Source organism: Streptomyces hundungensis (genome assembly GCF_003627815.1).
Taxonomy (GTDB): domain Bacteria; phylum Actinomycetota; class Actinomycetes; order Streptomycetales; family Streptomycetaceae; genus Streptomyces; species Streptomyces hundungensis_A.
In genome coordinates this window covers 8123613-8148867 of the sequence record NZ_CP032698.1, presented here as the reverse complement: position 1 = coordinate 8148867, position 25255 = coordinate 8123613, and the positions used below count along the sequence as shown (strand labels likewise).

The following is a 25255-nucleotide window of genomic DNA, read 5'->3' as shown; positions in this document are numbered from 1 at the left end:
GAAGTCGTCGGATGGTCTCGATTGCCCTGCCCTTTACTTGTGGCTTATGTTCCTCGCCTTGGCTTGCTCCGCTCGGGACAAGTACACGCATCTGTCCCGTGGGGGGATCAACCGTGCACTACTACATTGACGCGCTTAGGAAGTACGCCACGTTCCGCGGGCGGGCCACGCGCGCCGAGTACTGGACGTTCTGGCTGATCGACACCGCCATCGTCATCGCGTTCATCGCAACGGAGCAGTTTCTGGGGCTCAGCTTGATCCCCGGTTACATCTACGTCATCGCCACGGTGCTCCCCACGTGGGCAGTGACGGTGCGCCGACTGCACGACACCGGCCGCTCAGGATGGGTGATCCTGGTCGGCCTGATCCCGGGTATCGGCGGCATCGCGCTCCTGCTTCTCTGCGCGTTGGAGAGCTCGACGGACGAGTCGTACGGTCCCTATCCAGGCACCACGCTCCCGCTGTCCGCGATCTGAATCGTGTTCGCCGCCGGCCTCGTTGACGTCGGCGCAGGCGAACGGCGGGGTCTGCGCCGCGTCATGTCGCGGAGGAGGACGAGCCGTCGAAGGCGGGCCGGGGGCCATCCGCACTCCAGGATTCGGTCCGGGTGTGACGGCCGTAGCCGGCCAGTGTCATAGCTACGCGCCTCGCATCCGCAAGCGGCTTTGTGCCGTGGGGCAGCCCTGCTCTTCTGAACAATGTGGAGCCCGGGTGAAGTTCAATTCGTGACGACCTGACCGAATTCGGGCCGGGTCTTACGTCCGAGGCAGGCCGCATCCGCCCCCCCTGGGGCTTCGATGCGCAGACCCTCCGCCCTATCTGTCATAGCCGTCATAGCCGTCATAGCCGTCATCCTGTGTGCTGCCTGCTCTCGCGTGAACGATTCGGATGCGTAGGACGCGGTGAAGAAGGCCGTCGACACGACCCGGCAGACGAGCGCGCACATCAGTACCACGCCGAATCTCACCGACGGCGCGGCACGAAGGCCCAGATCATGACGGACGGCAGTTCGGACATGGCCGCCGACCGCCGGCGCCTCGACATGCGGGTGGTGCCGAGCCAGAACCACGGCGACATGATCTTCGCCGCCGGCCAGGTCTATATGCGCAACGTCGAACTCACAGAGGTGGACCACACTTGCCTCTGGCCCAAGCGCGACACCGCCGAAGCCCGGCTCCACACCTCGTCCACGAAACAGTGTCTGGCGTTGCTGTGACGCGCAGTCAGGCACTAGTGTCGCTCAGGTGACTACCGGGTCGGCCATGAGCCATGCACGAGTTGGGCATCCGGCCTCGGCGTGAGCACGAGGCGGGCAAGAGCCCCGCCCTTCCTCCGCGTCTTCCCTCCTTGCGCCCCAACGCGCGGCGCTCCACAGCGGATCCAAGACTCGGAGACACACCCACACATGCCACGTGATCAGCACCGCCAGCATGAATCTGGATCGTCGGCCACCGTCCAGCTGAACCACACTGCCATTTACGCTACGGACCGTCAGCTGTCGGCCGAGTTCATCGCAGTGATCCTGGGGTTGAAGGTCGGCGCCCCCTTCGGGCCGTTCTTGCCCGTCGACCTGGGCAACGGCGTGACACTCGATTACTACGAGAAGCGCGACGAGCCGATCCAGTCGCAGCACTACGCGTTCCTCGTGCCCGATGACCAGTTCGACACCATGATCGCCCGCCTGGAAACGGTCGGCATCACGTACCACGCCGACCCCAGCCACACCGCGCCGGGCCAGATCAACCGCCTCTTCGGCGGTCGCGGTGCGTATTTCGACGACCCGGACGGCCACAACATGGAGATCATGACTCGCCCGTACATCCGGCGATAGCAGGCCGCCCTCGGGCCACCGGCGGCGATCCGGCCCGCCGCGTCCTATGTGCACATTGATCCGCCCACCTCATGTGGTTCCCCGACTCCCTCCCCCGAGCCGACGCCTCGGCCCACGAGGTAGCAGGGGCACCATTTCGACATCCCCATACAGGGAAGTTCCCGGGGCGGGCCCGACCGCAGGCGATCATTGAGCCGGGCGGTCAGAGACGTAATGCACCCTCAAGGGCGGGCCGGATCCCGGGACTTCGTGGGCCGCCAAGGGGCTAACTCCGGCGAGGTCCAGGCCCACCCTCGGGAAGGGGCGCGGACCACGGGTGGACGCGACGCTGAGCACCCGGGTGTCCCTCGTCGCCACCTCCGTCGGCCACGGCTTCTCGTCCTGGCTGTTCATCGCCCTGCTCGTCGACCGTGACGTCGCCGCCCTCTGCGTGACTGTTTACGTCCTCGTCCGCGGCACGGTCGGGCACCGCCGTTGACCCGCCGCGTACTCATCGGCCTCCGGGGCGGGCTAAGCGGTCGGAAGCCCGGACCGTCCCCGCCCGGCGGTGACACACTCAGCACCTTGTGGTCACCGCGTATCACGGAGGACATGGTGAGCCGGCAGGAGCAGCACTGGCAGCCAGGCCCGAGCGATCTGCCCTTCATTCCCCACGTCACCAACCCGCACGGCGACCGGCACCGCGGCTTCAACGATGCCGAGGGCTGCTTCTACCGACTGTGGCAGCACCGAAGCTGCCCTTCGCCCAAGCCGCGCGGGCCCCGTACAGCGCCAGGACGGCCCCCGGGCGCCGCACCCCACCGGCCGACGAGCTCATCCGGGGCGGGCGCTGTTGTTTCTCGCGGGCGAGCTGCCGGGCCAGGACCCCTCGGGGCGGCGCGTCGTAAGATGAAGGTAGTCTCAACTTCACTGTCCCCCACGTGCCCACAACATGATGGATTTCTCGATTCAGGGAGGGGCGAGCACCGTGCCCGAGGCACCCCAGCGGCCGCCGCTGCGCGCCGATGCCCGCCGCAACGTCGAGAAGCTGCGTCAGGCCGCGGCAGACGCTTTCTCCGAGCACGGGCTCGACACGCCGCTGGAGACGATCGCGAAACTGGCGGGGGTGAGCGTCGGCACGATCTACAACCGCTTCGGGAGCCGTGACGCGCTGCTGGACCAGGTCGTCAATGAACTCGCCGACCGGCATGTGCGCGCGGCGATGGCCATCGCGGACGGCGCGGCGGGCAGCGCTTGGGAGAAACTACAGACCTACGTCGAGGCCATCTGCCAGGCGCAGGCCGACGACCCGGCGTTCAACGACGCATTCTCCCGCCGCTACCCCAACGCCCCAGCTCTCAAGGCAGTCTGCGACCGGTCCCTGGCCTTCGCCACCGATCTGGCCGCCGGCGCCCGCGCCGAAGGGGTCTTGCGCGAGGACGCCCAGATGGACGACATCGCTCGCTTCTTCCAGGTCAACGGTGACCTCGTGCGCGCCGGGGACGACGCCGGCCGCCGCCGCGTCCTCGCCTTGCTCTTCGAGGGCCTGCGCGCCCGCACGGGAAGTCGCCCGCTACCCAGCTAGGCAGGGCCAGGAACGGCGACGGTGTCGAGCCCGCCGAGGCGGGGTCGACACCGTCGCCGCGCGCGACTACGCGGCGCGGGCCGCATTCGCCGCGGCCTCGAACGCGTCGGCCCGCGACTGCTCGCCGAGTGGGACCAGGTGCTCCAGAGCCGGGATGTGCGCGGCCAGCGTCAGGTCCGCGACGATGAAGGTCGCCTCCATCTCGAAGATCATCGACAGCACGGACTCAAGGTAGTTCAGCACGTGCTCGTGCGGCGCCCGGGGCGTACCGGGGGCGTAGGAGCCGCCGCGGCTGGTCACCACCGTCACCGGTGTGCCCTTCACCTTCGACTCCGGCGAGCCCGCGGTGCGGCCCATCAGGATCACCTGGTCCAGCCATGCCTTGAGGCTGGAGGGCACCGAGAAGTTGTACATCGGCGCGCCGATGACCACCGCGTCGGCCGCCTCCAACTCCGTAATCAGGGCCAGGCGCTCGGCGAACGCCCGAGCCTGCTCCTCGGTGTGCTCCGCCGGGTCGAGCAACCCGGCGGTGTGGGCGTCCGCGGTGATGTGCGGGACCGGCTGGGCGGCAAGGTCCCGGTAGATCACCTCGCCACCCGGGTGCTCCTCCAGCCACGTACGACGGAAGGCCTCGGTGACGGCCCGAGAGGTGGACGCCTGGCCCGCAAAAGCGGACGAGTCGATGTGCAGCAGTGTCGCCATGGTGCAACTCCGAAAGGGGAGAGGAGGGCGTGCGGACCCCCCCCACCGCAGGCGGCGGGAAGTTCGCAGCAGATAAATTGAAGCTACCATCAACTTAGTCTCAAGTTGAGAGTAGGTTCAAGTTCCGCCGATGCCGCCTGCGTCGGCCATACCTTCGTGTTGGCCGCGCGGAGTGGCATGCGCGGGAATTACGGAATGAACAGGCCATGGTCGAGGGGACGGCAAATGTCGGCGTGCGCGGTCACCAGGAGGTGGTGAGCTTCCTCGCCATCGAGATCCGTTTCCTGCGGTTCGGGCAGGTCGAGGCCTGTTGCGGTCGAGGAACTGACCATAGAATGCGAGGCCTCCCATGCCTGTAGGCCGAGTCAACACCGCCAAGCGCATGTCCCGCTAGGCCTCGCGCCAGGAGTGACGCCAGCGCACATCTAGGCACGTGTCCGTAGCTCTTCCCTGCCCGAGCGCCGGGGCACTGTAAGGCCCCTCCGCGCCTACCGGGACTGGTTCACCGCCGCTTGACCTCGCAGCCCGACAACTCCACGGTGGCCGGCCGTGACGTCATGGATGATGAGGCGATGTTCGTCCGCACAGAGAGCCTGCCGCAGGCCCCTCAGCAGCACATGACAGTTCGAGTGCACACTCCCATCGGGTCCGCAGTGGTGGTTTGGCGCGGTCATCCGGGAGAAGCCGATGGCCAGCACCTCATCGAATGGACCGTCGACGCGGACATCAACTGGGGCAGGAACAGCCGACCGGCCGCTGCCTCCGAGCCGGAGCTCCGACAGGAAGGCGACCAGGTGGTCATGTGCGGCCGCCTTCACCTGACCGCCGACGGAGCCTCCTATCTCCAGATGGGGCCTTGGTCCGTGCTGTTCGACCAGGCATCACCCATCCCCAGCAGCATGAGCGAATCCTGGGTGGAGATCAGCGTCGCAACGCAACGCGTCGCTCTTTACCCATGCCGCATCTGACCACCGCCAGATCCTCGGCTTTCTCGCCTGTCGGTAGGAGCATTGGTGAGAATCTGTGCAATCGGTTCTTACCGCAGTTTCGTCAGAGTCCAGGTCAGAAACCGCATGCAGGAACGTCCCCCTGCGGGCCATCCTTGACGGCACCGCCGAACCCGTCAGCGCCGACATCCCCAGCCCCCGGAAGATCACCGGCGCCCGTCTCCTGCTCCGCATCCACCAATCCGAAGGGGCCCCTTCGCCGCGGCCGTACCGCCGTCCAGCGGACGCGCGGCAAGCTCCGGCAACCGATCCGTTCACGGCGCGTCCGCGACCGTCTCAGCGTGCGCCGCCTGTTGCTCACGCACTTGCTTCAGCCGCACCGCAGCAGGTACTGGGGCACTCCCTCCCGGGCGACGGCGGCTGCCTTCACCGCAGTTGCGAGGGCGTCCGCAGCCTTCGGGTTGTGCGTGAACGAGTGACGGCTCTGTTCGGTCCCCTATGCCCGCCGGGCCTCGGCGTCGGCCTCCTCGCTCCGCCCAGCAACGTATGCGAGGACGGACGCAGGGCCCCTCCGGGTCGCCACCCTGATCGACCGGGTCGATGGCACGGAGGTAGTCCGCGCGGACGTCCTGCCGCCACACAACGTCCTCTCCCTCGATGGTCGCCTGCGCCCGCCGCCGCTCCTCGAGGACACCGGCCCGCACGGCGAGCGGGTCCCTGCGGCGGGCCCGGTGACAGGGCTGCTCCGACTTCATATCGGCTGCATTTGTGAAGCGGCCACGCCTCTCGCCGACACCGCGACCTGCGCCACTTCCCCTACTGAAGGGTACGGGGCAGGGCACCGCGCTGTCTGATCCCAATCACCGAACACCCTTGCAGAGCACGCCCGTTGACCCCTTATGATCATGACGCTCCGATCAAATCGAGCCAACCACAGGGGGAATCATGGACATCCGCAAGAAGGCAGCGACCACGGTCGGTGCGCTGGCATTGGCGTTCGCCGGCATCCTCGGCGCCGCCGGACAGTCCGCCGCTGCCAGCAACGGTCAGCAGATCGTCTTTGCTGACACGCGTGGCGACACGTACTCGGTCTACCTGGTCGGCACGAACCAGAACGGTGAGCACGCCACCATCTGCTTCAACACCCCGAACAGGAACACCTACGTCGGCGGCTGGTGGTGGAAGGGAGAGGTCAGTTACATCGGTTGGGCCGGTGCCAACTGCACCGGGGCGAGCCGCGGCTCCTACCGGGCGACCGTCCCGACCTACCAGACCGACACCGACTGGTACACCATCTCCAACTGATCAGTACCAGCCGAAAACACGCGGTAGCGGAAACCTGCCCCGCCCCGAGCAGGGGCAGGGGCAGGTTTCGGCGCATGCCCGCCCCGGGACTGTCTCCTGAAAGGGTACGGGCGCAATTCCTGCTGGTAGCCAGGGTGTTCGGCGTAGGAACAGCCCCCACACGCAGCCCGGTACCGTCAGCACGCAGCGGCTCCGGCACGTGCCGGCCGAGGAGGACGGCCAAGGGACGCGGTCGAAGGTGGAGCGGCGGCGACGCGTGGGCCGGCGGCCTTCGCCGGGCGGCGGCGCGGATCTTTCCAGGGCGGCCCCACGGGGTACACGACCGCGCCAGAGTGGGGCATGGAGTGACCGTTCGCGGTGATCGTCGTTCACGGGCATGTGAAGACGACCAAGATGATCCATGTGATCGCCGCAGTTTGCCTGACGGTAGCCGCTACGGCAGGCGCGGCTCCCTCCCACACCGGTTCCGCAGCACCTGCCGTTCGGCAGGCCGCCGACGAAACCTGCACTCCAGAGACGGACAGCTACAGTGCCGACCGATGGACCTCAGCGCGTTGGAAGTCCTGTCTCGGCACCTACGGCGGCCCCCACGGTTCCTTCCAGGCGAAGTGCTGGGGCGGGCAGACCATCGGCTGGAGCCAGAAGAACTGCCGCGTCTCTGGACGGTTCGAGATCCGGGACGGGCAGAAAAAGGTGGTGAAGAGCGGCAGTTTCGGTCTGTCCTACAACGGGCTGGTCGACGAGCCCACCGTCACCACCAGTGCGTTCCGCTTCAACTGTGACGGCAGGGCTCACGGTCGGTTCACCTTCAAGACCTCCGGCACCAAGGCAAAACTGAGCGGCAACTACAGCCACTACGAGGCCGCCAAAATCCCCGACGCCACCGTCAGCCACCCCATGTGCTGAATCAGCACACGAGCACGATGCGCGGGTCGGTGTCGGCGTGCACGTCCACGTGGCCCTGGCATGGTTTCCGTGACGCCGACCTGTGCCACCGGGTGCCGATGACGCCCCGTCACCGGTAGCGAAGGCGGAGGTGGGCCGGGAGGATCACACGGTGGCGGAGGTGTCGCCGGTGATTCGTCACCGCCCCCGCCGCGGATTCCCACCGGCCCCCGCTCCCCCTGTGACGCCCAGGTCACCGGTCGCGGCGGTGGACGCTGACGGCGTAGCCGCCGCCGTCGTACGGCGCCGCGTCCCACGTGGCGAAGCGGCCGGTCGGGGTGAGGCCGGCGGCGGCGCAATGGAGGTCGTACTGGGCCAGCGTCAGGGCCGGCGGCACGGGGAGGTGGGCGGCGTCCAGGCCGAAGCCCGCGACCAGCAGGCCGCCCGGGCGCAGGGCCGCCGCCAAGCGGGCCACCACCGTGGCCTCCGTGCCCGGCGCGACCAGCGGCAGGACGTTCCCCGCGGCGACGACGAGGTCGAAGTCCGCGGCCACACCGAGAGGGGTGGGATCGAATGCCGCCAAGTCGGCCTGAAACCAAGGTAGTTGGGGCGCCCGCTCCCGTGCCACGTCCAGCATCGAGGCGTCCAGGTCGACGCCCACGCAGTCGTACCCGAGCTCGGCAAGCCGGATCATCACCCGCCCGGTACCGCATCCGGCGTCGAGCACCCGGGCACCCGGAGCCACCAGCGCCGCGCAGAACGCCGCCTCGCCGTGCACGTCCTTCCCGCCACGGGCCAGCGCCTCGAAACGCGCGGCGTACTCGTCTCCGGATGTTCCACCGGTCAATTCCTGCCAACGACTCATGGGTCGAATGTAGTTCGTCGAAGCAGGTCGGCAGCGGTCCGGACCTGTGGGCGCGCTGAGCCGGTCCTATATCCTGACGCCGTGGCGGACAGAACCGGCGGAGAGCCGCAGATCGACGGACGCTCCACTCGGTGGGACGAGCACAAGGCCCGGCGTCAGGTCGACCTGGTGGACGCGGCTGTCGCGCTCATCGAGGAGGAGGGCACGCGCTTTCGCGTGCAGCGGCTGGCCGAGCGGGTGGGGCTGCCGCGCTCGGTGCTCTACCGCCACTTCAAGGACCGGGCCGCGCTGGACGAGTTGATTCGCCGGCGGGTGGTGGATTCGTTCATGCGGCGGATGGAGCCCACCCTCACCTTCGAGGGGACCGTCGAGGACGCCGTGCACCGGGTGGTGGGCGCGCACCTGGACTGGGTGGCCCAACACCCCCGCCTGTACGCCTACATGGGAGTCGCCGAGCACGCGATGGGTGACGGCTCGCTGGTGGCGGACACGAAGACGGCCATCGCCCTGATGCTGAGCGAACGGTTCGGGGAGGTTCTCAAGGCACTCGGGGTGCCGCAGGCGCCGATCCGTTCGGTCGCGGTCGGCATCGTGGGTTTCGTGGACACCGCGGTCAACCAGTGGGCGCACGACGAGCGACGTGAGCAGTCCGAGGAGGAGTTGCGCGCGATGCTGTGCCGCTCGGTCTGGGCGATCCTCGACGCGACGCTGCGGGACCTCGGCGTGGAAGTGTCGCCGCAGCAGCGCGTGTCGGATCTCGGGCCGCACTGACGCGCTCCCCCGCCACCGGTGAGCCCCGAGCGCCGGGTTCGTCAGCCGCGTACCGCCGGAACGGATCGCGCTGCCGCGCGGTACAGGGACTCGGTGTCGGTGAGTTTGACGCGGGGGCGGCCCTGGGCCTCGCCCGCCGCCCGCTCCACGCGGTCGATCGACCGCCAGTCCTCCAGGCCGAGGGCGTTCCCTGCCGCGGTCACGGTCGACAGGGGCCGAGCGAGGCGGCCCGCGGCGAAGTCGTCCAGGAGGGATGCGACCGTCTCCTGGGCGCAGGTCTTGTTGGTCCCGATGAAGCCGGTCGGCCCCCGTTTGACCCAGCCCGCGACGTAAACGCCGGGCTCGACGCGTCCTGCCACGTGCGGGATCGTCGCGGTTTCCGCGTCGAAGGGCAGGCCGGGGACGGGACGGGCCCGGTAGCCGACACAGCGCAGGACGAGGCCGGTCTCCAAGGTCCGGCGGTCGCCGGTGGGACGGGCGGTGACGGTGCCGTCGTCGTCGGTGTGCAGCGTGGTGGAGGTGACCTCAAGGGCGCGCACACGTCCGTCGCCGATGATCCGCACCGGGCTGGTGAGGAAGCGCAGCACGATACGGCGACGCCCCTGGACCGGCGTGCGGGCGGCCAGTTCCGACAGCAGCCGCGTCTTCTCGGTGGCGGCGGGCGACAGTCCCTCGGGCCAGCCCTCCACGCACACGTCCACGTCCTTGAGGGCGCCGAGCGCGAGGAGTTCGGGCACGGTGAACGCGGCTTGCGCGGGTCCGCGCCGGCCGAGGAGGACGACCTCGCGGATGGTGCTGGTGCGCAGCGCGGCGAGCGCGCGGTCCGAGATGTCGGTACGGGCCAGGGCGCCGGGGTCGGCCGTGAGGACGCGGGCGACGTCGAGGGCGACATTGCCGTTGCCGATGACGACCGCGCGGTCCACGCCGAGGTCGTGGTCGTCGTGTGCGCGGTCGGGGTGCCCGTTGTACCAGGCGACGAAGTCCGTCGCGCAGATGCTGCCGGGCAGGTCCTCGCCGTCGATGCCGAGCCGCTTGTCGGTGGCTGCACCGACCGCGTAGATCACCGCGTGGTGCTCGCGCATGAGGTCGGCGTGGGTGACGTCGGTGCCGACCTCGACGCCGAGGCGGTAGCCGAAGGCGGGCTGTGACTCGATGGCCCGGAAGAGTTCCGTGACACGTTTGGTGTCCTGATGGTCCGGCGCGACGCCTGCCCGCGCGAGGCCGTACGGAGTCGGCAGGCGGTCGTAGACGGTGACGCGCACGCCCGCGTGCCGCAGCAGTTCGTCGGCGGCGAAGAGTCCGGCCGGCCCGGCCCCCACGACCGCGACGGACAACTCGCCCTGCGGAAGGCGGCGTTGCCTGGGCACGACGTACATGGGGGCGCGGTCGGCGTGCGCGTTCTCCTTGTAGTACGAGGCGTTCAGCTCCAGGAACGGCAGTTCGGCCTCGTCGAGGGCCGTATGGGGTTTGAGCGCGTCGACCGGGCAGGCGGTGGTGCAGGCACCGCAGTCCACGCAGGTACGCGGATCGACGTACAGCATCTCCGTCGTCCCGAAGCCGGGCTCGCCCGGCGCGGGGTGGATGCAGTTGACCGGGCAGGCCAGCACGCAGGAGGCATCGGCGCAGCAGGATCGGGTGACGACGTACGGCACGGCGGGCTGGTCTCCGTTCGGGCGGTGGGGGGGAGGGCGGCGCGAGACCTTTGGACTTCAGTCGGTGAGCGGGGCCCGGCTGGACTTCGGTCAATGCCGGGGTCGGCTGGACCTCAGTAGGTGAGGGGGCCGGCCGGACTTCAGTCGGTGAGCGGGACCGGCTCGCCGCGGAAGCGCGCGGGGCGGCCGTCGATGCGCAGGGCCCTCCACAGCGGGCGGGACGCCTTGTTCATCAGGCCGATGTCCTCGGCGAGCATCCGCACGTCGGAGAAGAGCTCGTGGAGCAGTCTCCGGCCGGCCTCGGACTTCCAGAAGACGTCCTTGATCACCCAGGCAGGGATGCCGACCTGCGCGGCGGACTTCCGGTCGGGGATCATGATCACGTCGCACAGGCTGCGCATGATCAGCGGGAAGAGCACGGACAGGGCACCGCGGCGGACCTTGCCGAAGTACGGAACGCGCAGGCGCAGGAACTCGTGCGCGAAGGAGATGTGGCGGGCTTCCTCCGCTATGTGGATCTGCATGATCCGCTGCGGCAGGGGATGCACCGGCTCCCCGCTGCGCAGGGCCGCCTTCTGCACATGGTCGATCGGCTCCTCACCGGCCAGGATGCCGGTGAAGAACGCCTCGGGGTAGAGGGAGCCGAACAGGGGCAGGACGCGGCTGAGTTGACGGAACCAGCGCTTTCCGCCCGCGGTGTCCACGCCGGTGCGGTTGACCAGTTCCTGGAACATCTGGGTGTGGTGGGTCTCTTCGGTGACCTCGTGGGTGAGGTACCTGAACTCCTGGTCCTGGTTGCCCAGTTGATAGATGTAGTCCAGCGCTCCGCGCATGAGCAGGTTCTCGAACTGCATGCCCACCTTGGCGATCACCGCCCAGCGCCAGATCCCAATACGGATCTGCGTCTCGACCGGCTGCTCCCGGTACCAGGGGTGGGCGCCGAGGGCGTCCGCCGAGGTGAGGATCCAGCGCGGGTCGCTCGTGTCGATGGCGAACTCGGGGTCGTCCCACTTGATGTCGGTGAAGGCGTTGAAGTGGACGTTGACGGAACCCTCGGACAGGGTCCGCAGGCGCTCGTCGTAGGCCTTCCTGGTGGGATGCGCGGTCATCTTCGTCCTCGCTTGTCTGGTGGGCCGCCGGTCAAGCGGCGCGCGTCGGTTCCTGAACGCCGGCCGCGGTGTCCGCGCCGGAAGGGCCCGCCTTCGCGAAGCGCAGCGGAGCGTCCTCGATGGGGGCGCTCCGCAGCATGGCGCGGTCGCGGTAGTAGTTGTTCCACAGCCGCCACGGATCGCGGGTGCCCTGGCGCGGCATGGCCTTGTCGGCCCGCGCGATGTAACCGGAGGTCAGCGCCTCGCCCATGACGGAGAACTCCGAGCGGTCGGCGTCGGAGGCCACGGGGGTGGCGATGTCGTGGCCATGGCGCCGCATGTGGGCGAGGAGGCGGGCGGTGTAGTCGGCCGCCAGGTCCGCCTTCAGGGTCCAGGAGGCATTGGTGTAGCCGATGATGAGGGACATGTTGGGCACGCCTTCGAGCAGGACGGCCTTGTAGAGCACGCGGTTCGTGACGTCCACCGGGCTCCCGTCGACGGTGAGGGCCATGCCGCCCAGGAGGCGGACGCTCAGTCCGGTGGCGGTGACGACGATGTCGGCCTTCAGCTCCTGCCCCGACCTCAGCCGGATGCCGTCGGCGGTGAACGTGTCGATGTGGTCGGTGGCGATGGCCGCTTTACCGCTCTTGAGCACCTTGAACAGGTCGCCGCCGGGGACGACGCACAGCCGCTGGTCCCAGGGCTTGTAGCGCGGGCTGAAATGGCGCATGTCGACGTTCTTGCCCGCCCGGGCCCGAACGAGCCCGAGGAGGACCTTGCGGGCGAGCCGCGGGTACCTGCGGCAGAACGCGTAGCTCCCTCGTTGCAGCGCGATGTTGCGGGTGCGGGAGATCGGATGGGTCAGCCTGGCCGGAACGCGCAGCTTCTTCAGGACGGCGGTGAGCGGGTCGACCTCGGGCAGGGCGAGGATGTAGGTGGGCGAACGTTGCAGCATGGTGACGCTCGCCGCGGCGTCGGCCATCGCGGGGAGCAGAGTGATGGCGGTGGCGCCGGATCCGATGACGACGACGTGCTTGCCCGTGTGGTCGAGGTCCTCGGGCCAGTGCTGGGGGTGCACGAGGGTGCCCTGGTAGTCGGCCTCGCCGGGGAACTCGGGGCGGTAGGGCTCGTCGTAATCGTAGTAACCGGTCGCGCCGACGAGGTAGCCCGCGCTGTAGCACTCGCGCCCGCCAGTGGTCTCGTCCTCTACCTCGACCGTCCACCGGCCGTCGGCGTGCGAGAAGTCGGCGCTGATGGCGCGGCGGCCGAAGCGGATGCGGTCGAGGACCCCGCCGTCCGCCGCGGCGTCCTCGACGTACTGCCGGATGTCCTCGCCACCTGCGAGGATGCGGGCCGAACGCCAGGGGCGGAAGCCGAACCCGAAGGTCGACATGTCGGAGTCGGAGCGGATGCCGGGGTACCGGAACAGGTCCCAGGTGCCGCCGACCCGGGCGCGCCGCTCCAGCACCACGACCGAAGTGCCGGCATTGTCCCGCAGGACGTGGCACGCGGCGCTGATACCGGATATTCCGGCACCGATGACCAGGACATCGACGTGCTGCTGCTCCATCGCGGAGACCCTCGCTCTCGCTCGTGGGCGCCTGAGCGGTGCGGGGACGGAAAAACCGCTGCCACTCGGGCTACTGACACTCGCTCAGACCCGTGGTGACACCCCAAGGCCCCCAAGCGCCTCCTCGCAATTTACCTGCGACACGGCGTTTCAGATACCGCCGGTAACGTGATGTGGGTCACGGCCTTGAAGGGTTTCGATCCCCCCGAGAGGCGCGCCTCAACGGATCGAACTCCTTGGTGCCCAGGCGGCCTTGCACGCGGCGCGGCGCCGCCGTGTCGTGGATGCCGCCCCGCGTCCCGCGCCGCAGCCGGGAGATGACGATGCGGCGGCAATGGAGCCGAAACCGAGCACACTCGCCGGCGGTGGCGGAAGCCGTCGTGGGTCCCTGCCCGCGAACATCCGCGGGCCCCCGTGCGCGCCTCGCGACGGATTCCACCACCGTGGTGGGGGTCCACAGCCGTCAGCTGTAGATCCCCAGTTCATGGAGGGAGTAGCCCCAGGTCGTGCCGCGCGCTGTCAGTTGAAGGCGCACATAGCGTGCGGTGGCCGAGACGTCGACGGTGTCGACGTCGCCGTCCCCGGCGGTCGTGGAGTACACCGAGCGCCAGTTGTTGCCGTCGTCGGAGACCTGCACGTCGTAGGACTTGGCGTAGGCCGGGTCCCAGACGAGTTGGAGCTTGTGCAGGGCCTTGGAAGAACCGAGGTCGACCTGGAACCACTGCGGGTCGCTCCAGTCACTGGCCCAGCGAGTGCCGCTGTTGCCGTCAACGGCCATCTGCGGGGTGCAGGGGCAGTCGCCGTAGGACTGCTGAGAGGAGGATGCGGTCGCCGGCTGGTTCAGTGCCAGATTCGTGCCGCTCACCGGCGGGGCAACCACCTTCACGGACTTGGTCTCGATCCCGGCGTTGCCATGCCCGTCCTCGGCCTGGATGTAGACCTTCCACACGCCGAGCTTCTGCGGCGCGGTCACGGCGAAGTTGCCGTTGCCCGTCGAGCGCCACTTCGCCTCGACGAGGCCCTTGTCCCCGTTGGCGTAATTGCCGCTCAGGAAGACCTTGTAGGTGAGGGCGTCGCCCTGTGGGTCGCGCACGTCGGCGTGCACCGTGAACTCACCACCGGCCGGGGCGGACGACGCGGGGCTGACGGTCATGTTGCTGATGACGGGGGGCGTGTTGTCGCCGGACGTGGAGCCGGTGTAGGCCTGCTTCACCGCGTAGTACGACAGCCGCTTCAGACCATTTGGCACGAGGTTGAACCAGATGCCGCCGAAGTCGTGTTCGGTGCCGTAGTGGAAGAGGGTGGCGCCCAGAGCGACACCTTGGTGACCGGTGACGCAGTTCCAGGCCTTGGTGTATCCGTCGGCCTTCTGCACGTCGGTCGGCTCCTCGGGGATGCCGTTGACGTCGTTCGGGACCTCCCACTCCCCCGCCGGACCGGTCTCGGTGATGATGTACGGCTTGGTGTAGCCGCCGTCGATCCAGTCCTGGCGGACCTTGCACACGTTGCTGTACGAGTTCATCGCGTACAGGTCGAGATCGGGTGCGTTGCGCTTGTAGTAGGGCCACGCGCCGGTCCAGGCATCGGTGGAGGTCACCGGGTGGTCGGGGTCGATGGTGTGGATCTTCTTGGCGACGTCGTTGACGAAACTGGTGTAGGCGTTGCGTTCGGCCTCGAGCTGGGTGCCGCTGTAACAGTTCTGGAGCCCCAGGACCGACTCGTTGCCGACGTTCCACATCAGCGTCGCCGGGTGACTCTTGTACGTGTCCACCCACTTGGCGAACTCGGTGAGCGCGTTGGCCTTGTACGTGGTGTCCGTGACGTAGTCGACGCAGCCACCGGCACCCGGGCCGCCGCCCGGCTGGAGCCAGAAGCCGTTGATCACACGGATGCCGTTGGCTGCCGCGGAGTCCAGGAGTGGCTTGCTGGAGGCATCCGTGCCCCAAGTGCGGATGGTGTTGGCTCCCATGGCCCGCACGTCCGGCAGGTATTTCGGGCCGTCGGAGGCGGCCGGGCCCCAAGTGACTCCCTTGACGGTGTAGGGCTGTCCACCCACGGTCAGGCGCCAGTCACCCTGGCTGCCCTCGACCTTGACAGCGCCACCCGTACTCGGGGGCGGAGTGGTGCCGCCGCCGGGGGTGCCGTAGACCTGGAACTCCCAGAGCGAGTATCCGTAGCCGCTGGAGCGGGCCAGGCCCTGCATCCGTACGTAGCGGCCGGTCCCGGAGAGGGCGAGGTCGTCGGTGCCGCCGTCGCCGTCGGTCACCGTCTTCAGGGTGCGCCAGTCAGTGCCGTTGTCCGAGGTCTGTATCTCGTAGTTCTTGCCGTAGGCGCTCTCCCAGGTCAGAACGGCGTGGGTAAGGGTGGACTGCTGTCCGAGGTCGACCTGGAACCACTGCTGGTCGGTCCATTGGCTGGCCCACCGGGTCCCGGTCAGGTTGCCGTCCACGGCCAGGGCGGCGGCGTAGCCGTCCCCCTCCTGTGATGAGGCGGTGGCGGTCTTGCCCTGGGACAGGAGAGTGTCGGCCGCGTGAGCGCCCGGCGCGAACGCGACGGTGAGCGAGGACGCGAGCAGAGCGCCGAGAGCGAGGAGGGAGACGCCGGCTCTGCGTGGCGGGGAGATGGCGGTGGACGATGGTCTGGACACGAATGTGCTCCTGACGGATCGGTTCGCTGCGGAGGCCCCGCCGGGCCGGAGTGCGGGGCAGGCTCGGCCGGCCCGACGGGGAGTCGATGCGGGGCTGCGCCCGGGAGGGGCGCGGCCCGCGGGGCGAGATCAGGGATAGGAGACGACGGTCGAAGGGACCGTCGCGGTGCCCGAGGTCGCCTGACCGGTGTCGTTGATGACGTGCTCGTACTGGCCGTTGCCGCCGAGGGACACCACCAGGAGGTCGTGGAACTTCACTCCGGGCTTCACCGGCGCCTCGAACCCGTGGTCCTGGCGGATGGACGGGTCCGCGGTGTAGTTGCAGTAGCTGCCCATGCCCCAGGCCTCGTGGGTGGTGACCGAGTCGTCGACCTTGTACGCGGCGTACCCCTTGGTGGTGCCGTTCTGGATCGCAGCCTGGTTCGGGGCGTCGTACGCCTTTTCGTTCTGGAAGAAGATCGTCCGGCCACGCTCGCCGTGCCATTCGACGTCGTACTTGTTGAAGTGCTCGACGAACAAACCGGTGGCGAGGACGTCGTTGCCGTTGACGCGGACGCCGTAGTCGGCTCGGTTGGTGTCCCAGCCCACGCCGCCACCATGGTCCGCACGCCACACCCAGGTGTGGTCGATGATCGCGTTGTTGCTGTTCACGACCAGGCTGGTGGTGGCCTTGCCCGGCCCGGCCCCGCCGATGCGGAAGTACACGTCCTGCAAGGTGACCGGATCGGCGGAGTGGTCGGCGGTGGCGCCCGAGGGACCGATCTCCAGCAGGGTGGTGGAGTTGACCGGTCCGGCGTCGATGAGGAAGCCGGCCAGCCGGACCCCGTCGACGTCGGCGACCTTCATGGCGGTCACACCGTTGTCCGGCACGATCGTGGCCAGACCGAGTCCGAGCACGATGGTGTCCGGCCGGTTCACCTGGATGGGCTGGTCCACGTGATAGATGCCGGGGGTGAAGAGCAGGTTCAGTCCCTGGGCCAGGGCCGCGTTGATGGTCGCCGCGGTCGCTCCGGGCTTGACCACGTAGAACTTGCTCAGCGGGATCGAGTCGCCCGGTGTCGTCCCGTTCGCCCACGTGGTGCCGCGCGCGTTCGTGCGCTTGGCCGGGGCGAACACCTTCATCTCGCCGCCGTCCAGGTACAGGAACGGCTTCTCCCGGGAGACGGGGGTCGTGTCGAGCGTCGTGTAGCGGGGTTCGGGAAAGCTGTTCGCAGGGGCTCCCTCGACGCCGGAGAACGTCATGTTCCACACGCCGTTGGTCCAGCCGCCGATGCTGCTGTCGCGGGTGTACCACTGCTGTTGTGAGTACGGTCCGACGGTCCCGTCCACCTTGCTGTCGGCGGTGTAACCACCGCTGGCCCAACCGTAGCCCGCCGGCGCGAGGTTGAGGCCGCCCTTGACGTGCATCCGGCGGAACGAGGATGCCTGCGCCACCGCCCAACGGTCGGTGCCGCTGACCGGGTTGAGCGCCAGGTTCTCGGCAGCACGCCAGAAGTTCTGGGTGGCGTTGCCGCCCGCCCAGCCCGCATCGACGGTCACATCCCCGTTGAAGGTGGTGTCGTCGGGACGCAGCCCCAGACCGGCGATCTGCGTGTAGAAGCCGATCTGCGCGTTGATGGTGTTGTACGTGCCGGGCTTGAACAAGAAGGCGTGCCGGCCGCTGCCGAACTGAGCCGACTCCTGCTGCTTGAAGACCGCGTCCAACTTGCCCTGGATGTCAGGGGTGGAGGGGTCAATGATGTCCACGTTGGGGCCGAGGTCGCCGCCGCCCGGCAGCGTTGGACCGCCGTCACCGTCGCTGCCGTATACCTGGAACTCCCACAATGAGTAGCCGTACTGCGTCGCACGGCTCACGCCGTACATGCGGACATAGCGTGCGGTGCCAGAGACGTTGAGCGTCTCGGTGCCGCCTGCGCCGGTCGTCGTGGAGTAGGCGGTGCTCCAGTCGGTGCCGTTGGTCGACAGTTCGATGCGATAGGCCTTGGCGTAGGCGGCCTCCCAGCGCAGCACGACCTGACTGACGGCGGTCGGAGCGCCGAGGTCGATCCGGATCCACTGCGGGTCCGAGGCGGCGCTCGACCAGCGGGTGGTGAGGTTCCCGTCGACGGCATCGGACGCAGGCGTCCCGTAATGCTCCTGACTGGACGCCGTTACCGGCTTGCCCTGGGACAGGAGGACGGGAGCAGCCGAGGCGGTGGTAGCTGGCAACAGCACGAACAGGGCACTGACCAGCGCGCCCACCACAGCCCCGACAAGAGCACGGCGTGGACGGGCTGGTTGACGTCGGCGTGGTGAACTCACCGCGACCGTACCGTTTTCGGACACGAAGTCGTCTCCTTGAGAGGCTGGCAATGAAGGCTGGGAGAGCGCTCTCCCGCACGATGCCTGCCCCGCATGTCCCGGTCAATAAGGCGAACTTACTTTTCTTTCGCCTTGACTTAAGGCTTTAGTCGTCTTCAGTACTGGTCGCATAACAGCTGCCGAGGTCAGACGGTCCGTGGCGGAACAACGATCAACAGGCAGGCCTCCAGCACCTGAGCCGCCGACACTGACGCCGCGGGTCGGCTGGGAGCAGAGGCGACGTTGAAGGCGATCCGCTGCCGCCGGCGCAGGACTGCTCCGTTGCGGATGAGTTGACCGGTACGCCCTTCAGCTCAAGTCCAGTTGGCCGGTGGGAGAGCTGGCAGCGGCCTTTGGGTGAGCCGGTGGTGGCAGCGGCCGGTGGAGTGTTTCAGCGCAGCCGGCGGCCGCCTTCCGGCCCGTCGGTGACCCGGCGGTCAGCGAGCCCGACAACGACCGCCAGCGCGAGTGCGCCGGTGGTGACGGGCAGGAGCCCGTCAGTGCTCACCGCAGCGAGGAGTTCGGCTACGACGGCACCCAGCGAAGCGACCCCGATTTTGAGACCGGCGACGGTCACGAAACCCTGCGCCCGCGCGCCTTCTGGTGCGTACTGCGAGCGTGCGGTCAACGTAGCGGCGACGAAGGGTCCGTTGAACGAGCCTGTGCGAGTGTCAGCAATGCGGCCCAGTACACCGGGACCACCGAGGTCGCGGCCACTGCGAGGGCCGCCAGAGCGACACAGCGCAGCACCACGGTCTCCGGCTCGCCCCTGAGCGGGCGGACGCTGACAGCAAGTGAGCCGGCGAGGGTACTGCGACACCTGCGGGATCTTCGCCGGTGTCGATTTGCATCACCCCGTGGCTCGAATCCGTCGTGCTCAGGGGCGATGGGATGCCAGGCAGGACCCAGCGGCTCATTGCCGCTCGGCAGCGCATGTGTCAGACCGATCCTTTCGCCGACCCCCGTGCCTCAGGGTGACAGACGAGTCGGCCGTTTTAGAGACACCACTTCCCAGCGGGTGATGGAGACGATTCCGTCTCGTTACGGCCCGACCCGTGGTCGCGGAACGATCCGACAACATCGCAGATCAGTTCGGTAGGAGTTCCAACAGCGTGTAAGGCGCCCAGTCTGCACAGCGTTGGGTGCCTCATGCCTTCCGACATCGAACGGGCCACCGCAGCCGGAATCGTGGTACGTCCGCGCTGTCATTTGCCCGACCCCGTCCGTTGACGGTACGCATGGCGACCGGTCTTGCGGTGGCGGGGAATCGGGCCGAACAGCACCGCTCCAAATAGCCCAGCGCGAGCACCAAGCCGAGGAAACCGACAGGCAACAGCACAGCGATCACCGTCACCGCCGGGCCCACCGGGCCCACCGGGCCCACCGGGTCGACTTCAGATCGTTCCGCTATCAGCGCGCGTGCCGATCGCAGGCGGATCAGCGGCCTCCAGCACAGCCCGCAGCGGCAGACTCAAGACCTCGGCGAGTTCGGCAAGTTCTTGCCGGGTCGGCGGCACGGGCCCGTGCGTCCCGTCCTGGACGAAGACCCGGACCCGTGGAGTACGAATACCGGTCGCCTGAGCGAGACCGTCCACACTCATCCGGCGACGGCGCATGGACTGCCCTAGCAACTGCCCAAAGTCAGCCATACTCTTCTGCTGCCCCGCTCCTTTGCCTTCATACGGGTACTGCTCGCGCTCGTGCCTTAGCTGCCCTACCAAAAGCTGTGATCAAGTGCCTTCGGCTGTAGGCCCGTTGGGGTGCCGGGCCAGGCAGGTGTTGCGCGCGCTCCTGTTTGTGCTGCATACCGATATTCAGCGGGAGTACCTATCCCAGGAAGTGGGTTTCGGCTCCGGCATGATCTCCGAGCGGGGCTGGCCGCCTGGCACGAGGCTGGCGTGTGGGACTGGTTGCGCCTGTTGGAGCTGACGACGTTGCGGTCGGCGAGAAAGCTGGACTGGTCGAGGGCGGTGATCGATGTCTCCCACGTGCGGGCGGTCCGGCAGGGCCCTAAAGCCGGCCGAGCCCGGTCGTCGGGCAGCAAGCACCACGCCCTTGTCGACGGCCACGGCGTACGGCTCGCCGTGTCGCCGACCGGGTGGAAACCCTACGAAGTCACCCAACCCCCCTTGCTGGACAAGTTCCTGCCCGTGGCCCACGTTGTCGGGGGGCCACGCAGAAGGCCGGACATGTCCTCTCATTGAGAAACGCAGCAGGCTGGGCGACTCCGTGTGCCTGCGCTAATGTCGGCTCCCTGTGGGTAGACGTACGCGTATGGCCGACATTGTTGACGCAGATGAACTTCTAAGGCGCATCCGCGGGGCCCGTGACTGGACGAAGGAGCAAGAGAACCGTCTTTTCGCCGCCGACGCGGAACTTGCGCCAGGAGACACCTCATCGAACGCAGAGATGGCGAAGGTCTTCCACGCGGTTCGAGCGGTGCTGGACAGGATCATCGACCCGGGCCAGGATACCGGCGCCGATTAAGGTCGGGGCACGAATGGACAGTTCCTGAGGGGGGCACACGACCACCCCCGCCTGGTCTTGTCTATCGCTGGCGGAGTGCAATCCCCGCCCCCTGCCTGGGTGTGCGCCCGGTCCGTACGACTGTGTCAGTCGATTTCGACGTGGTAGATCGTGCAGTCGGGGAGGTCGCCACCGTCATCGGTACCGAACCGGTGGGACCCCGTGGCACCGTGGCATTCGTAGTCGAACAGGCCGGAATTGTGCCCGGACTGCCAGTGCACGACACCGTAAGCCTTGGCGTAGGACTCGCCCGCGTTCGCCCAGCAGGTCCACTGACCGCTGCCGTTCCGGGCCGCGAAGAACTGCGCGGGTCCCGAGCATGGCCAGGCGTCGGTCTGCGGAGACGCCTGGGCTGCGGGAGCTGTCGGTGCGAGCCCTCCCACCAGCAGCGTGACCGCACAGAGGAGTGGGGCGGCCACACGTCGACTCGCGGTGGATACCAGGGTCATGTTCGGGCTCCTTCTCTGAGGTCTGTGACAGCGGCCCCCTTCGTAAGCGCCACGGGTGTCGTCACAGAAGGGAGAGCGCCTGCGGTACGGGACACCGCCGGCTGCTGTCGCCGGACTGAGGACGTCATTTCCGCGACATGCCCTTGCGAAGCCTGTTTCCCTGTTTCCTCTTTCGCCCAGGAAACGGGAAACCGGCTCGAGGGCCAGCGAGCGGGTCGCTGCTGCGCGCGATCTGTCCGATGACCACGGGAGAGGGGAGCGATTCGTAGAGGACCAAATGGCATGCGACTGCGCCGGGGCTACGATTTGCGTGCTTCCGCACGGGGGTCTCCGACCGCTTAGGCAAGGGGAGCCAATGACGCAGGCACCGCTGCGGCCCTCCCGACCCGCGATGAGGGCGAGCCCGGTGTCCGGCAGACCTCGCTTGCGCCGTTGCGTGACGCGGACGACGGTCGCAACTGGCTGGCCAGGGGTATGGCGAGGCCATATACGGACGCTACGACAGTACGCACCCCTGCCAGCAGCGTGGCCAAACAACACCCTCGTGGGTGCACAGGCATCTCAGTAAAGTGGTCATGATCCGTACAGCGTTGATGGCGCATCAACACGGGGGAATGGTAGAGACAGTGAACGATTTTTACGCCCCTGCCTCCGGCATGGAGAAGCAACCGGGATGGTCATGGCTCGACGAGTACCTTTGGGTCTCGTGCGACATCATCTCCGACCTGGCCGAAGGTCGACTGGGGCAGCGTCCGCTGGTTACCACCGTCGCCCGGCTCGAGCCCGGAGAGCGCGCCCTCGCAGTCGGTCATGCAACGCGTTTGACCTGGCGGGCACTGGGCGACGGTAGCTATATGCACCGAAGCGTCGTTGCGTTCGGCAGTCCCACATTCGTACTTGGCAGCATGGCCGGCTCTGCCCTCGGCAACTCCGCCCGCCGCCGCGCTGCTGCGAACGACGCGCAACCGCGCTGGGTGGTGGACGGGTCCGGCGAAATCACCGTCACCGCGCGCAAGGTCTACTTCGGACACCCGCAGTGCCCACTCGACCTCGCCTGGAGCGGCCTGGACACGATCGACCTCGTCGCACCCGAGGTCTTCCAGACCAGCTTCCGCAACATCCGCAACGGACGGCAGACGACAGTCCAGCTCCACACCCCCTGGGCGTCCCTGCTGTTCATCCTTGCCGCTGTCGCAGCCTTCCCCGCCCATCCCCGGCTGCTGGGGAGCGGCTGGCTCCCGCCAGACTTCGAGAGGCGATGCACCGCCTTCGGCAGGCCATGCCGCCCGGCATCGCACCTCCTGCTGAACCGCGGCCAGTAGCAATCGCCGACCGCAGGCGCTGGAGAACGGGCTGGCCGAGGCCGAGGCAGTCAAGCGCCTGTCGTCGCTGACGGCTCGCAGCAGTTCGCCGGCAGCCCGTAGAGCGGAACCCACGACGCACGCTTCGAGCCAGCATGACCCACCACGCGCAGAAACCTGAGGCAACAGACGATTCGGCCGCAACTCTGCTGCGCATGGCCGGGCTGCACGGCCACAAGTAGCGCATCAACGCCATGCTCTGCGCCACCGCCCTCGTCCAAACCGGCCGGATTCCCCTTCCCCCTGCCGGCATCGAGGACATCACCGTACTCACACCAAGGCCCCCCGATCGTGGCCGAGAAGGTCTGACCCGCTGTCCCCAATCTTCTCGATGCGGCAGCGCCCCCCCTTCTTCGGGGCGGCTGACTGACTGGGCACGGGCGGCCCGGATGAGGCCGGGCCGCCGTGCCAGTGGCTCCGTCAGGCCGCGGCGCCCACCAAGGCGGGCCGCTCGGCGTCCCGCAGCCGCTCGATCAGTGCCGCGCGGGCCCGGTTCACCCGTGAACGGACCGTCCCCACTGGGCAGTTGCTCAGCTGCGCCACGTCGGCGTAAGGCAGTCCGAGCAGTTGGGTAAGGACGAAGGCTTCTCTGCGCTCGTCGGGCAATGCCGCCAGGAGATCGGCGAGGACGATGCCGTCGTCGAAGCCGGGCAGGCCCTGCGGCTGGACGCGTTCGACGGCCGACTGCCAGTCGTCGGTGTCGGAGAGCCGGGGCCGCGCCGCAGCGTACCGGAGGCTGTCGACCACCGTACGGCGGGCGATGGACAGCAGCCAGGTGCGGGCCGAGGAGCGGCCCTCGAAACGGTGCAGGCTGCCAAGCGCCCGCAGGAACGTGTCCTGCGTCAAGTCATCGGCGGCCTGTGGATCTGCGCCGAGATAGGTGACGTACCGGCGTACGTCACGCTGGAGCGCGCGAATGAAATGCTCTACGGCTTCGGGGTCGCCGCCACGGGCGGCGAGCGCCCAGGCCGTTATCGACTCGTCGCGCGAGCAAGGCAGGGCAGGAGTGGTCACCTGGTGTCCTTCTCGGGATTCCGGGATCCGGACCGGCCGTTGCGTCGGTGGGTCCGGTGAAGGGGTACGGCCGCGCGGAGAATTGCGCGGACGATGCCCGAGGGCGCGCCGGGAGGATTACCTGTCCGTCACGCAGGCCTCGGGAAACCGGCTGTCGTCAGACGACAGCGGTCCTCATGGGCGGTCCCCGGGAGGTGATGGCGCGGGCGAGCAGGAGCTGCCGCAGGACGTCCGCCGTACGGTGACGACAGGAGGGCGTGCGAGGCCGGTGGGGTGGCGCCGGAACGACGAGTACGAGTCGAAGCGGGGCGACGAACCAGCCGGCCAGGACCCGCAGGATGCGGAACGCCGCCCGCTCACCGTAGGCGAGCCACAGCCCGCTCAGCAGCGCGGCCAGCAGGTGGGCGGCCAGCATGCTGATCGACGACGTACCCGCCATGTCGTGGCCCATGGAGCCCGTTGACCCCATGTGGGCCGCGTGCGCCATGGGGTCCATGGAAGCCGTGTGGTTCATCGCTGCCATGTCGTGGGCCATCCAGCCCGCCGACATGTGCGCGGACGACATGGGCTGCATGGATGTCATGGATGACATCGACATGTGGTCCATGCCCGGCGGAGCGGAAGCAAGTCGGCTGCCGAGCCCGGCGTCGCTGACGATCCGCACCGCCTCGGCCTCGGACGGCAAATCGGCGCTCGACGAGCCGCAGAGCAGGTACTGCGCCCATTGCTGGGCGAAGGACGCCCCGCCCGGCAGCGCGGGCCGCACCACGGCCTGTGCCAGGGAGAACGAGGAGTGCAGGAGGACCTGCGCGGCCACCGTCGCGGACATGACCAGCGCGACCCCGCGCTCCCTGCCCGCCAGACACCACCCAGTGACTCCGGTGGCGACGGCTCCGGCAGCCAGGGCCCACCAGGGCACCGACGTACCCGACATGAGCACGTGCCCCACGGCCGCGAGCAGCACGCAGACGGCCGCGAACATCGCGGCCCGAATCGTGCGGCAGAACCCTCCGGCAGTCATGGCGGGCTCATCCTTGCACCCGCGCCTTGGGCTGCACCGTCGGGTACGCAAATTGGGCAACGCCCCCCGCCGATCCGCCCCCTGTGGTTCAGAGCACAGCAACGGGCCGGAACCCGCCGGGTGTTCGGGCCGACTTCTGAGGAAGGGAGCTTCGGCGACGGACGCAGTGGAGCGGGGACGGGCGAGGGGTCAGGGATGGCGGCTGATGGTGCGGGCCCGGGAGGGGACAAGAACGCTGTGGCGTGGAGGTGGCGACGGGCTCAATGACCCCGCTGCTCACGTCGGCCATGGCGTTCTCCATGCTCCAGCTGTTCCTGCTCGGCGCGCTCGGCCCCCGCCTCTCGGCCGAGTTGGGCGTCTCACCCACCGTGCTCGGCCTGACGACGACGGTCGGCTTCGGGACCCCCGCGGTCCTGTCCCCGCTCGGCGGACACATGGTGGGCCGCGCCCGCGCTGGACGCGCTCCTCCACCGGGTCACCGTTACCCGCACCCAAGTCGGCGACCGCTTCCCGCTCTTCGCCGACCCGGACAGCGCCGCGTGGACGACCACCGGGCGCGACTCGTGGACCGGCGGGTTCCGGGCCGCCTTCTGGAGCTGCACCCCGGCCTGCCCGACGGCATCGGCAAGGAGGCCGCGCTGCGGCTTCGACGGAGCCGTCGAGCAGGGCTCGGAACATCCCACGGGGGCCTGCAACCCGCCGTGGCGGCGGCCCGAC

The 25255-nt window shown here is 68.4% G+C and carries 22 protein-coding genes; 11 read left to right on the top strand and 11 right to left on the bottom strand.

The genetic code is table 11. The features are described 5' to 3' along the window. Positions 1-113 precede the first annotated feature (113 nt). The 5 genes from DWB77_RS36310 to DWB77_RS36290 all read left to right on the top strand — a co-directional run bounded on the left by DWB77_RS36310 (position 114) and on the right by DWB77_RS36290 (position 3395). The gene (locus tag DWB77_RS36310; protein ID WP_246033769.1) at positions 114-476 is read left to right on the top strand and encodes a DUF805 domain-containing protein; all 363 of its coding nucleotides are present in this window, start codon (positions 114-116) and stop codon (positions 474-476) included. Positions 477-994: 518 nt separating this feature from the next. Next, positions 995-1216 carry a hypothetical protein gene (locus DWB77_RS36300; protein ID WP_120726910.1) on the top strand — a complete coding sequence of 74 codons (222 nt, stop codon included), beginning with the start codon at positions 995-997 and terminating at the stop codon, positions 1214-1216. 189 nt (positions 1217-1405) lie between these two features. Next, on the top strand, positions 1406-1831 hold the full coding sequence (locus DWB77_RS36295) for a VOC family protein (RefSeq protein ID WP_120726909.1): 426 nt from the start codon (positions 1406-1408) through the stop codon (positions 1829-1831). Between the two features lie 316 nt (positions 1832-2147). Then, entirely contained in the window at positions 2148-2309 is a 162-nt protein-coding gene (locus DWB77_RS38120; protein ID WP_162952704.1) for a hypothetical protein, read from the top strand. A gap of 489 nt (positions 2310-2798) precedes the next feature. Beyond that, the gene (locus DWB77_RS36290) at positions 2799-3395 is read left to right on the top strand and encodes a TetR/AcrR family transcriptional regulator (RefSeq protein ID WP_162952703.1); all 597 of its coding nucleotides are present in this window, start codon (positions 2799-2801) and stop codon (positions 3393-3395) included. A gap of 66 nt (positions 3396-3461) precedes the next feature. Here the strand turns inward: DWB77_RS36290 and DWB77_RS36285 are convergent, their stop codons facing one another. Beyond that, entirely contained in the window at positions 3462-4097 is a 636-nt protein-coding gene (locus DWB77_RS36285; protein ID WP_120726907.1) for an FMN-dependent NADH-azoreductase, read from the bottom strand. Between the two features lie 512 nt (positions 4098-4609). On the opposite strand from DWB77_RS36285, the gene DWB77_RS36280 reads away from it, so the two are divergent. The 3 genes from DWB77_RS36280 to DWB77_RS36270 all read left to right on the top strand — a co-directional run bounded on the left by DWB77_RS36280 (position 4610) and on the right by DWB77_RS36270 (position 7255). Continuing rightward, positions 4610-5065 carry a hypothetical protein gene (locus tag DWB77_RS36280; protein WP_246033768.1) on the top strand — a complete coding sequence of 152 codons (456 nt, stop codon included), beginning with the start codon at positions 4610-4612 and terminating at the stop codon, positions 5063-5065. A gap of 924 nt (positions 5066-5989) precedes the next feature. Next, complete coding sequence (locus DWB77_RS36275; RefSeq protein ID WP_120726905.1) at positions 5990-6349, top strand: hypothetical protein; 360 nt, start codon at positions 5990-5992, stop codon at positions 6347-6349. A 357-nt stretch (positions 6350-6706) separates the two neighbouring features. Then, positions 6707-7255, top strand: a complete 549-nt coding sequence (locus DWB77_RS36270) for a hypothetical protein (RefSeq protein WP_120726903.1) — start codon at positions 6707-6709, stop codon at positions 7253-7255. A gap of 232 nt (positions 7256-7487) precedes the next feature. Here DWB77_RS36270 and DWB77_RS36265 read toward each other — a convergent pair whose 3' ends face one another. Then, positions 7488-8099 (bottom strand): class I SAM-dependent methyltransferase, encoded by a 612-nt coding sequence (locus DWB77_RS36265; RefSeq protein ID WP_120726901.1) that lies wholly within the window; start codon positions 8097-8099, stop codon positions 7488-7490. 81 nt (positions 8100-8180) lie between these two features. On the opposite strand from DWB77_RS36265, the gene DWB77_RS36260 reads away from it, so the two are divergent. After that, the gene (locus tag DWB77_RS36260; protein WP_120726899.1) at positions 8181-8870 is read left to right on the top strand and encodes a TetR/AcrR family transcriptional regulator; all 690 of its coding nucleotides are present in this window, start codon (positions 8181-8183) and stop codon (positions 8868-8870) included. Between the two features lie 41 nt (positions 8871-8911). On the opposite strand, the gene DWB77_RS36255 is transcribed toward DWB77_RS36260, so the two are convergent. The 6 genes from DWB77_RS36255 to DWB77_RS36230 all read right to left on the bottom strand — a co-directional run bounded on the left by DWB77_RS36255 (position 8912) and on the right by DWB77_RS36230 (position 18795). Next, complete coding sequence (locus DWB77_RS36255) at positions 8912-10522, bottom strand: FAD-dependent oxidoreductase (RefSeq protein WP_120726897.1); 1611 nt, start codon at positions 10520-10522, stop codon at positions 8912-8914. A gap of 140 nt (positions 10523-10662) precedes the next feature. Further along, positions 10663-11631 (bottom strand): AurF N-oxygenase family protein, encoded by a 969-nt coding sequence (locus DWB77_RS36250; protein ID WP_120726895.1) that lies wholly within the window; start codon positions 11629-11631, stop codon positions 10663-10665. A 31-nt stretch (positions 11632-11662) separates the two neighbouring features. Continuing rightward, a complete protein-coding gene (locus tag DWB77_RS36245) occupies positions 11663-13180 on the bottom strand; it encodes a flavin-containing monooxygenase (protein ID WP_120726893.1) in 1518 nt (505 codons plus the stop codon). Between the two features lie 463 nt (positions 13181-13643). Then, on the bottom strand, positions 13644-15827 hold the full coding sequence (locus DWB77_RS36240; RefSeq protein ID WP_120726891.1) for a discoidin domain-containing protein: 2184 nt from the start codon (positions 15825-15827) through the stop codon (positions 13644-13646). 129 nt (positions 15828-15956) lie between these two features. Next, positions 15957-18152 carry a discoidin domain-containing protein gene (locus tag DWB77_RS36235; RefSeq protein WP_428985176.1) on the bottom strand — a complete coding sequence of 732 codons (2196 nt, stop codon included), beginning with the start codon at positions 18150-18152 and terminating at the stop codon, positions 15957-15959. 406 nt (positions 18153-18558) lie between these two features. Next, positions 18559-18795 carry a DUF1345 domain-containing protein gene (locus DWB77_RS36230; protein WP_162952702.1) on the bottom strand — a complete coding sequence of 79 codons (237 nt, stop codon included), beginning with the start codon at positions 18793-18795 and terminating at the stop codon, positions 18559-18561. A 1646-nt stretch (positions 18796-20441) separates the two neighbouring features. Here DWB77_RS36230 and DWB77_RS36215 point away from each other — a divergent pair. Then, positions 20442-20654: a hypothetical protein gene (locus DWB77_RS36215; RefSeq protein WP_120726883.1), complete on the top strand. Its 213-nt coding sequence runs from the start codon at positions 20442-20444 to the stop codon at positions 20652-20654. Between the two features lie 125 nt (positions 20655-20779). Here DWB77_RS36215 and DWB77_RS36210 read toward each other — a convergent pair whose 3' ends face one another. Further along, positions 20780-21142 (bottom strand): hypothetical protein, encoded by a 363-nt coding sequence (locus DWB77_RS36210; protein WP_120726880.1) that lies wholly within the window; start codon positions 21140-21142, stop codon positions 20780-20782. A gap of 575 nt (positions 21143-21717) precedes the next feature. Here DWB77_RS36210 and DWB77_RS39095 point away from each other — a divergent pair. After that, entirely contained in the window at positions 21718-22464 is a 747-nt protein-coding gene (locus DWB77_RS39095) for a hypothetical protein (RefSeq protein ID WP_246033767.1), read from the top strand. A gap of 459 nt (positions 22465-22923) precedes the next feature. Here DWB77_RS39095 and DWB77_RS36200 read toward each other — a convergent pair whose 3' ends face one another. Next, the gene (locus DWB77_RS36200; RefSeq protein ID WP_162952701.1) at positions 22924-23517 is read right to left on the bottom strand and encodes a sigma-70 family RNA polymerase sigma factor; all 594 of its coding nucleotides are present in this window, start codon (positions 23515-23517) and stop codon (positions 22924-22926) included. A gap of 157 nt (positions 23518-23674) precedes the next feature. Next, complete coding sequence (locus DWB77_RS36195; RefSeq protein WP_120726876.1) at positions 23675-24538, bottom strand: hypothetical protein; 864 nt, start codon at positions 24536-24538, stop codon at positions 23675-23677. Positions 24539-25255: the final 717 nt, after the last annotated feature.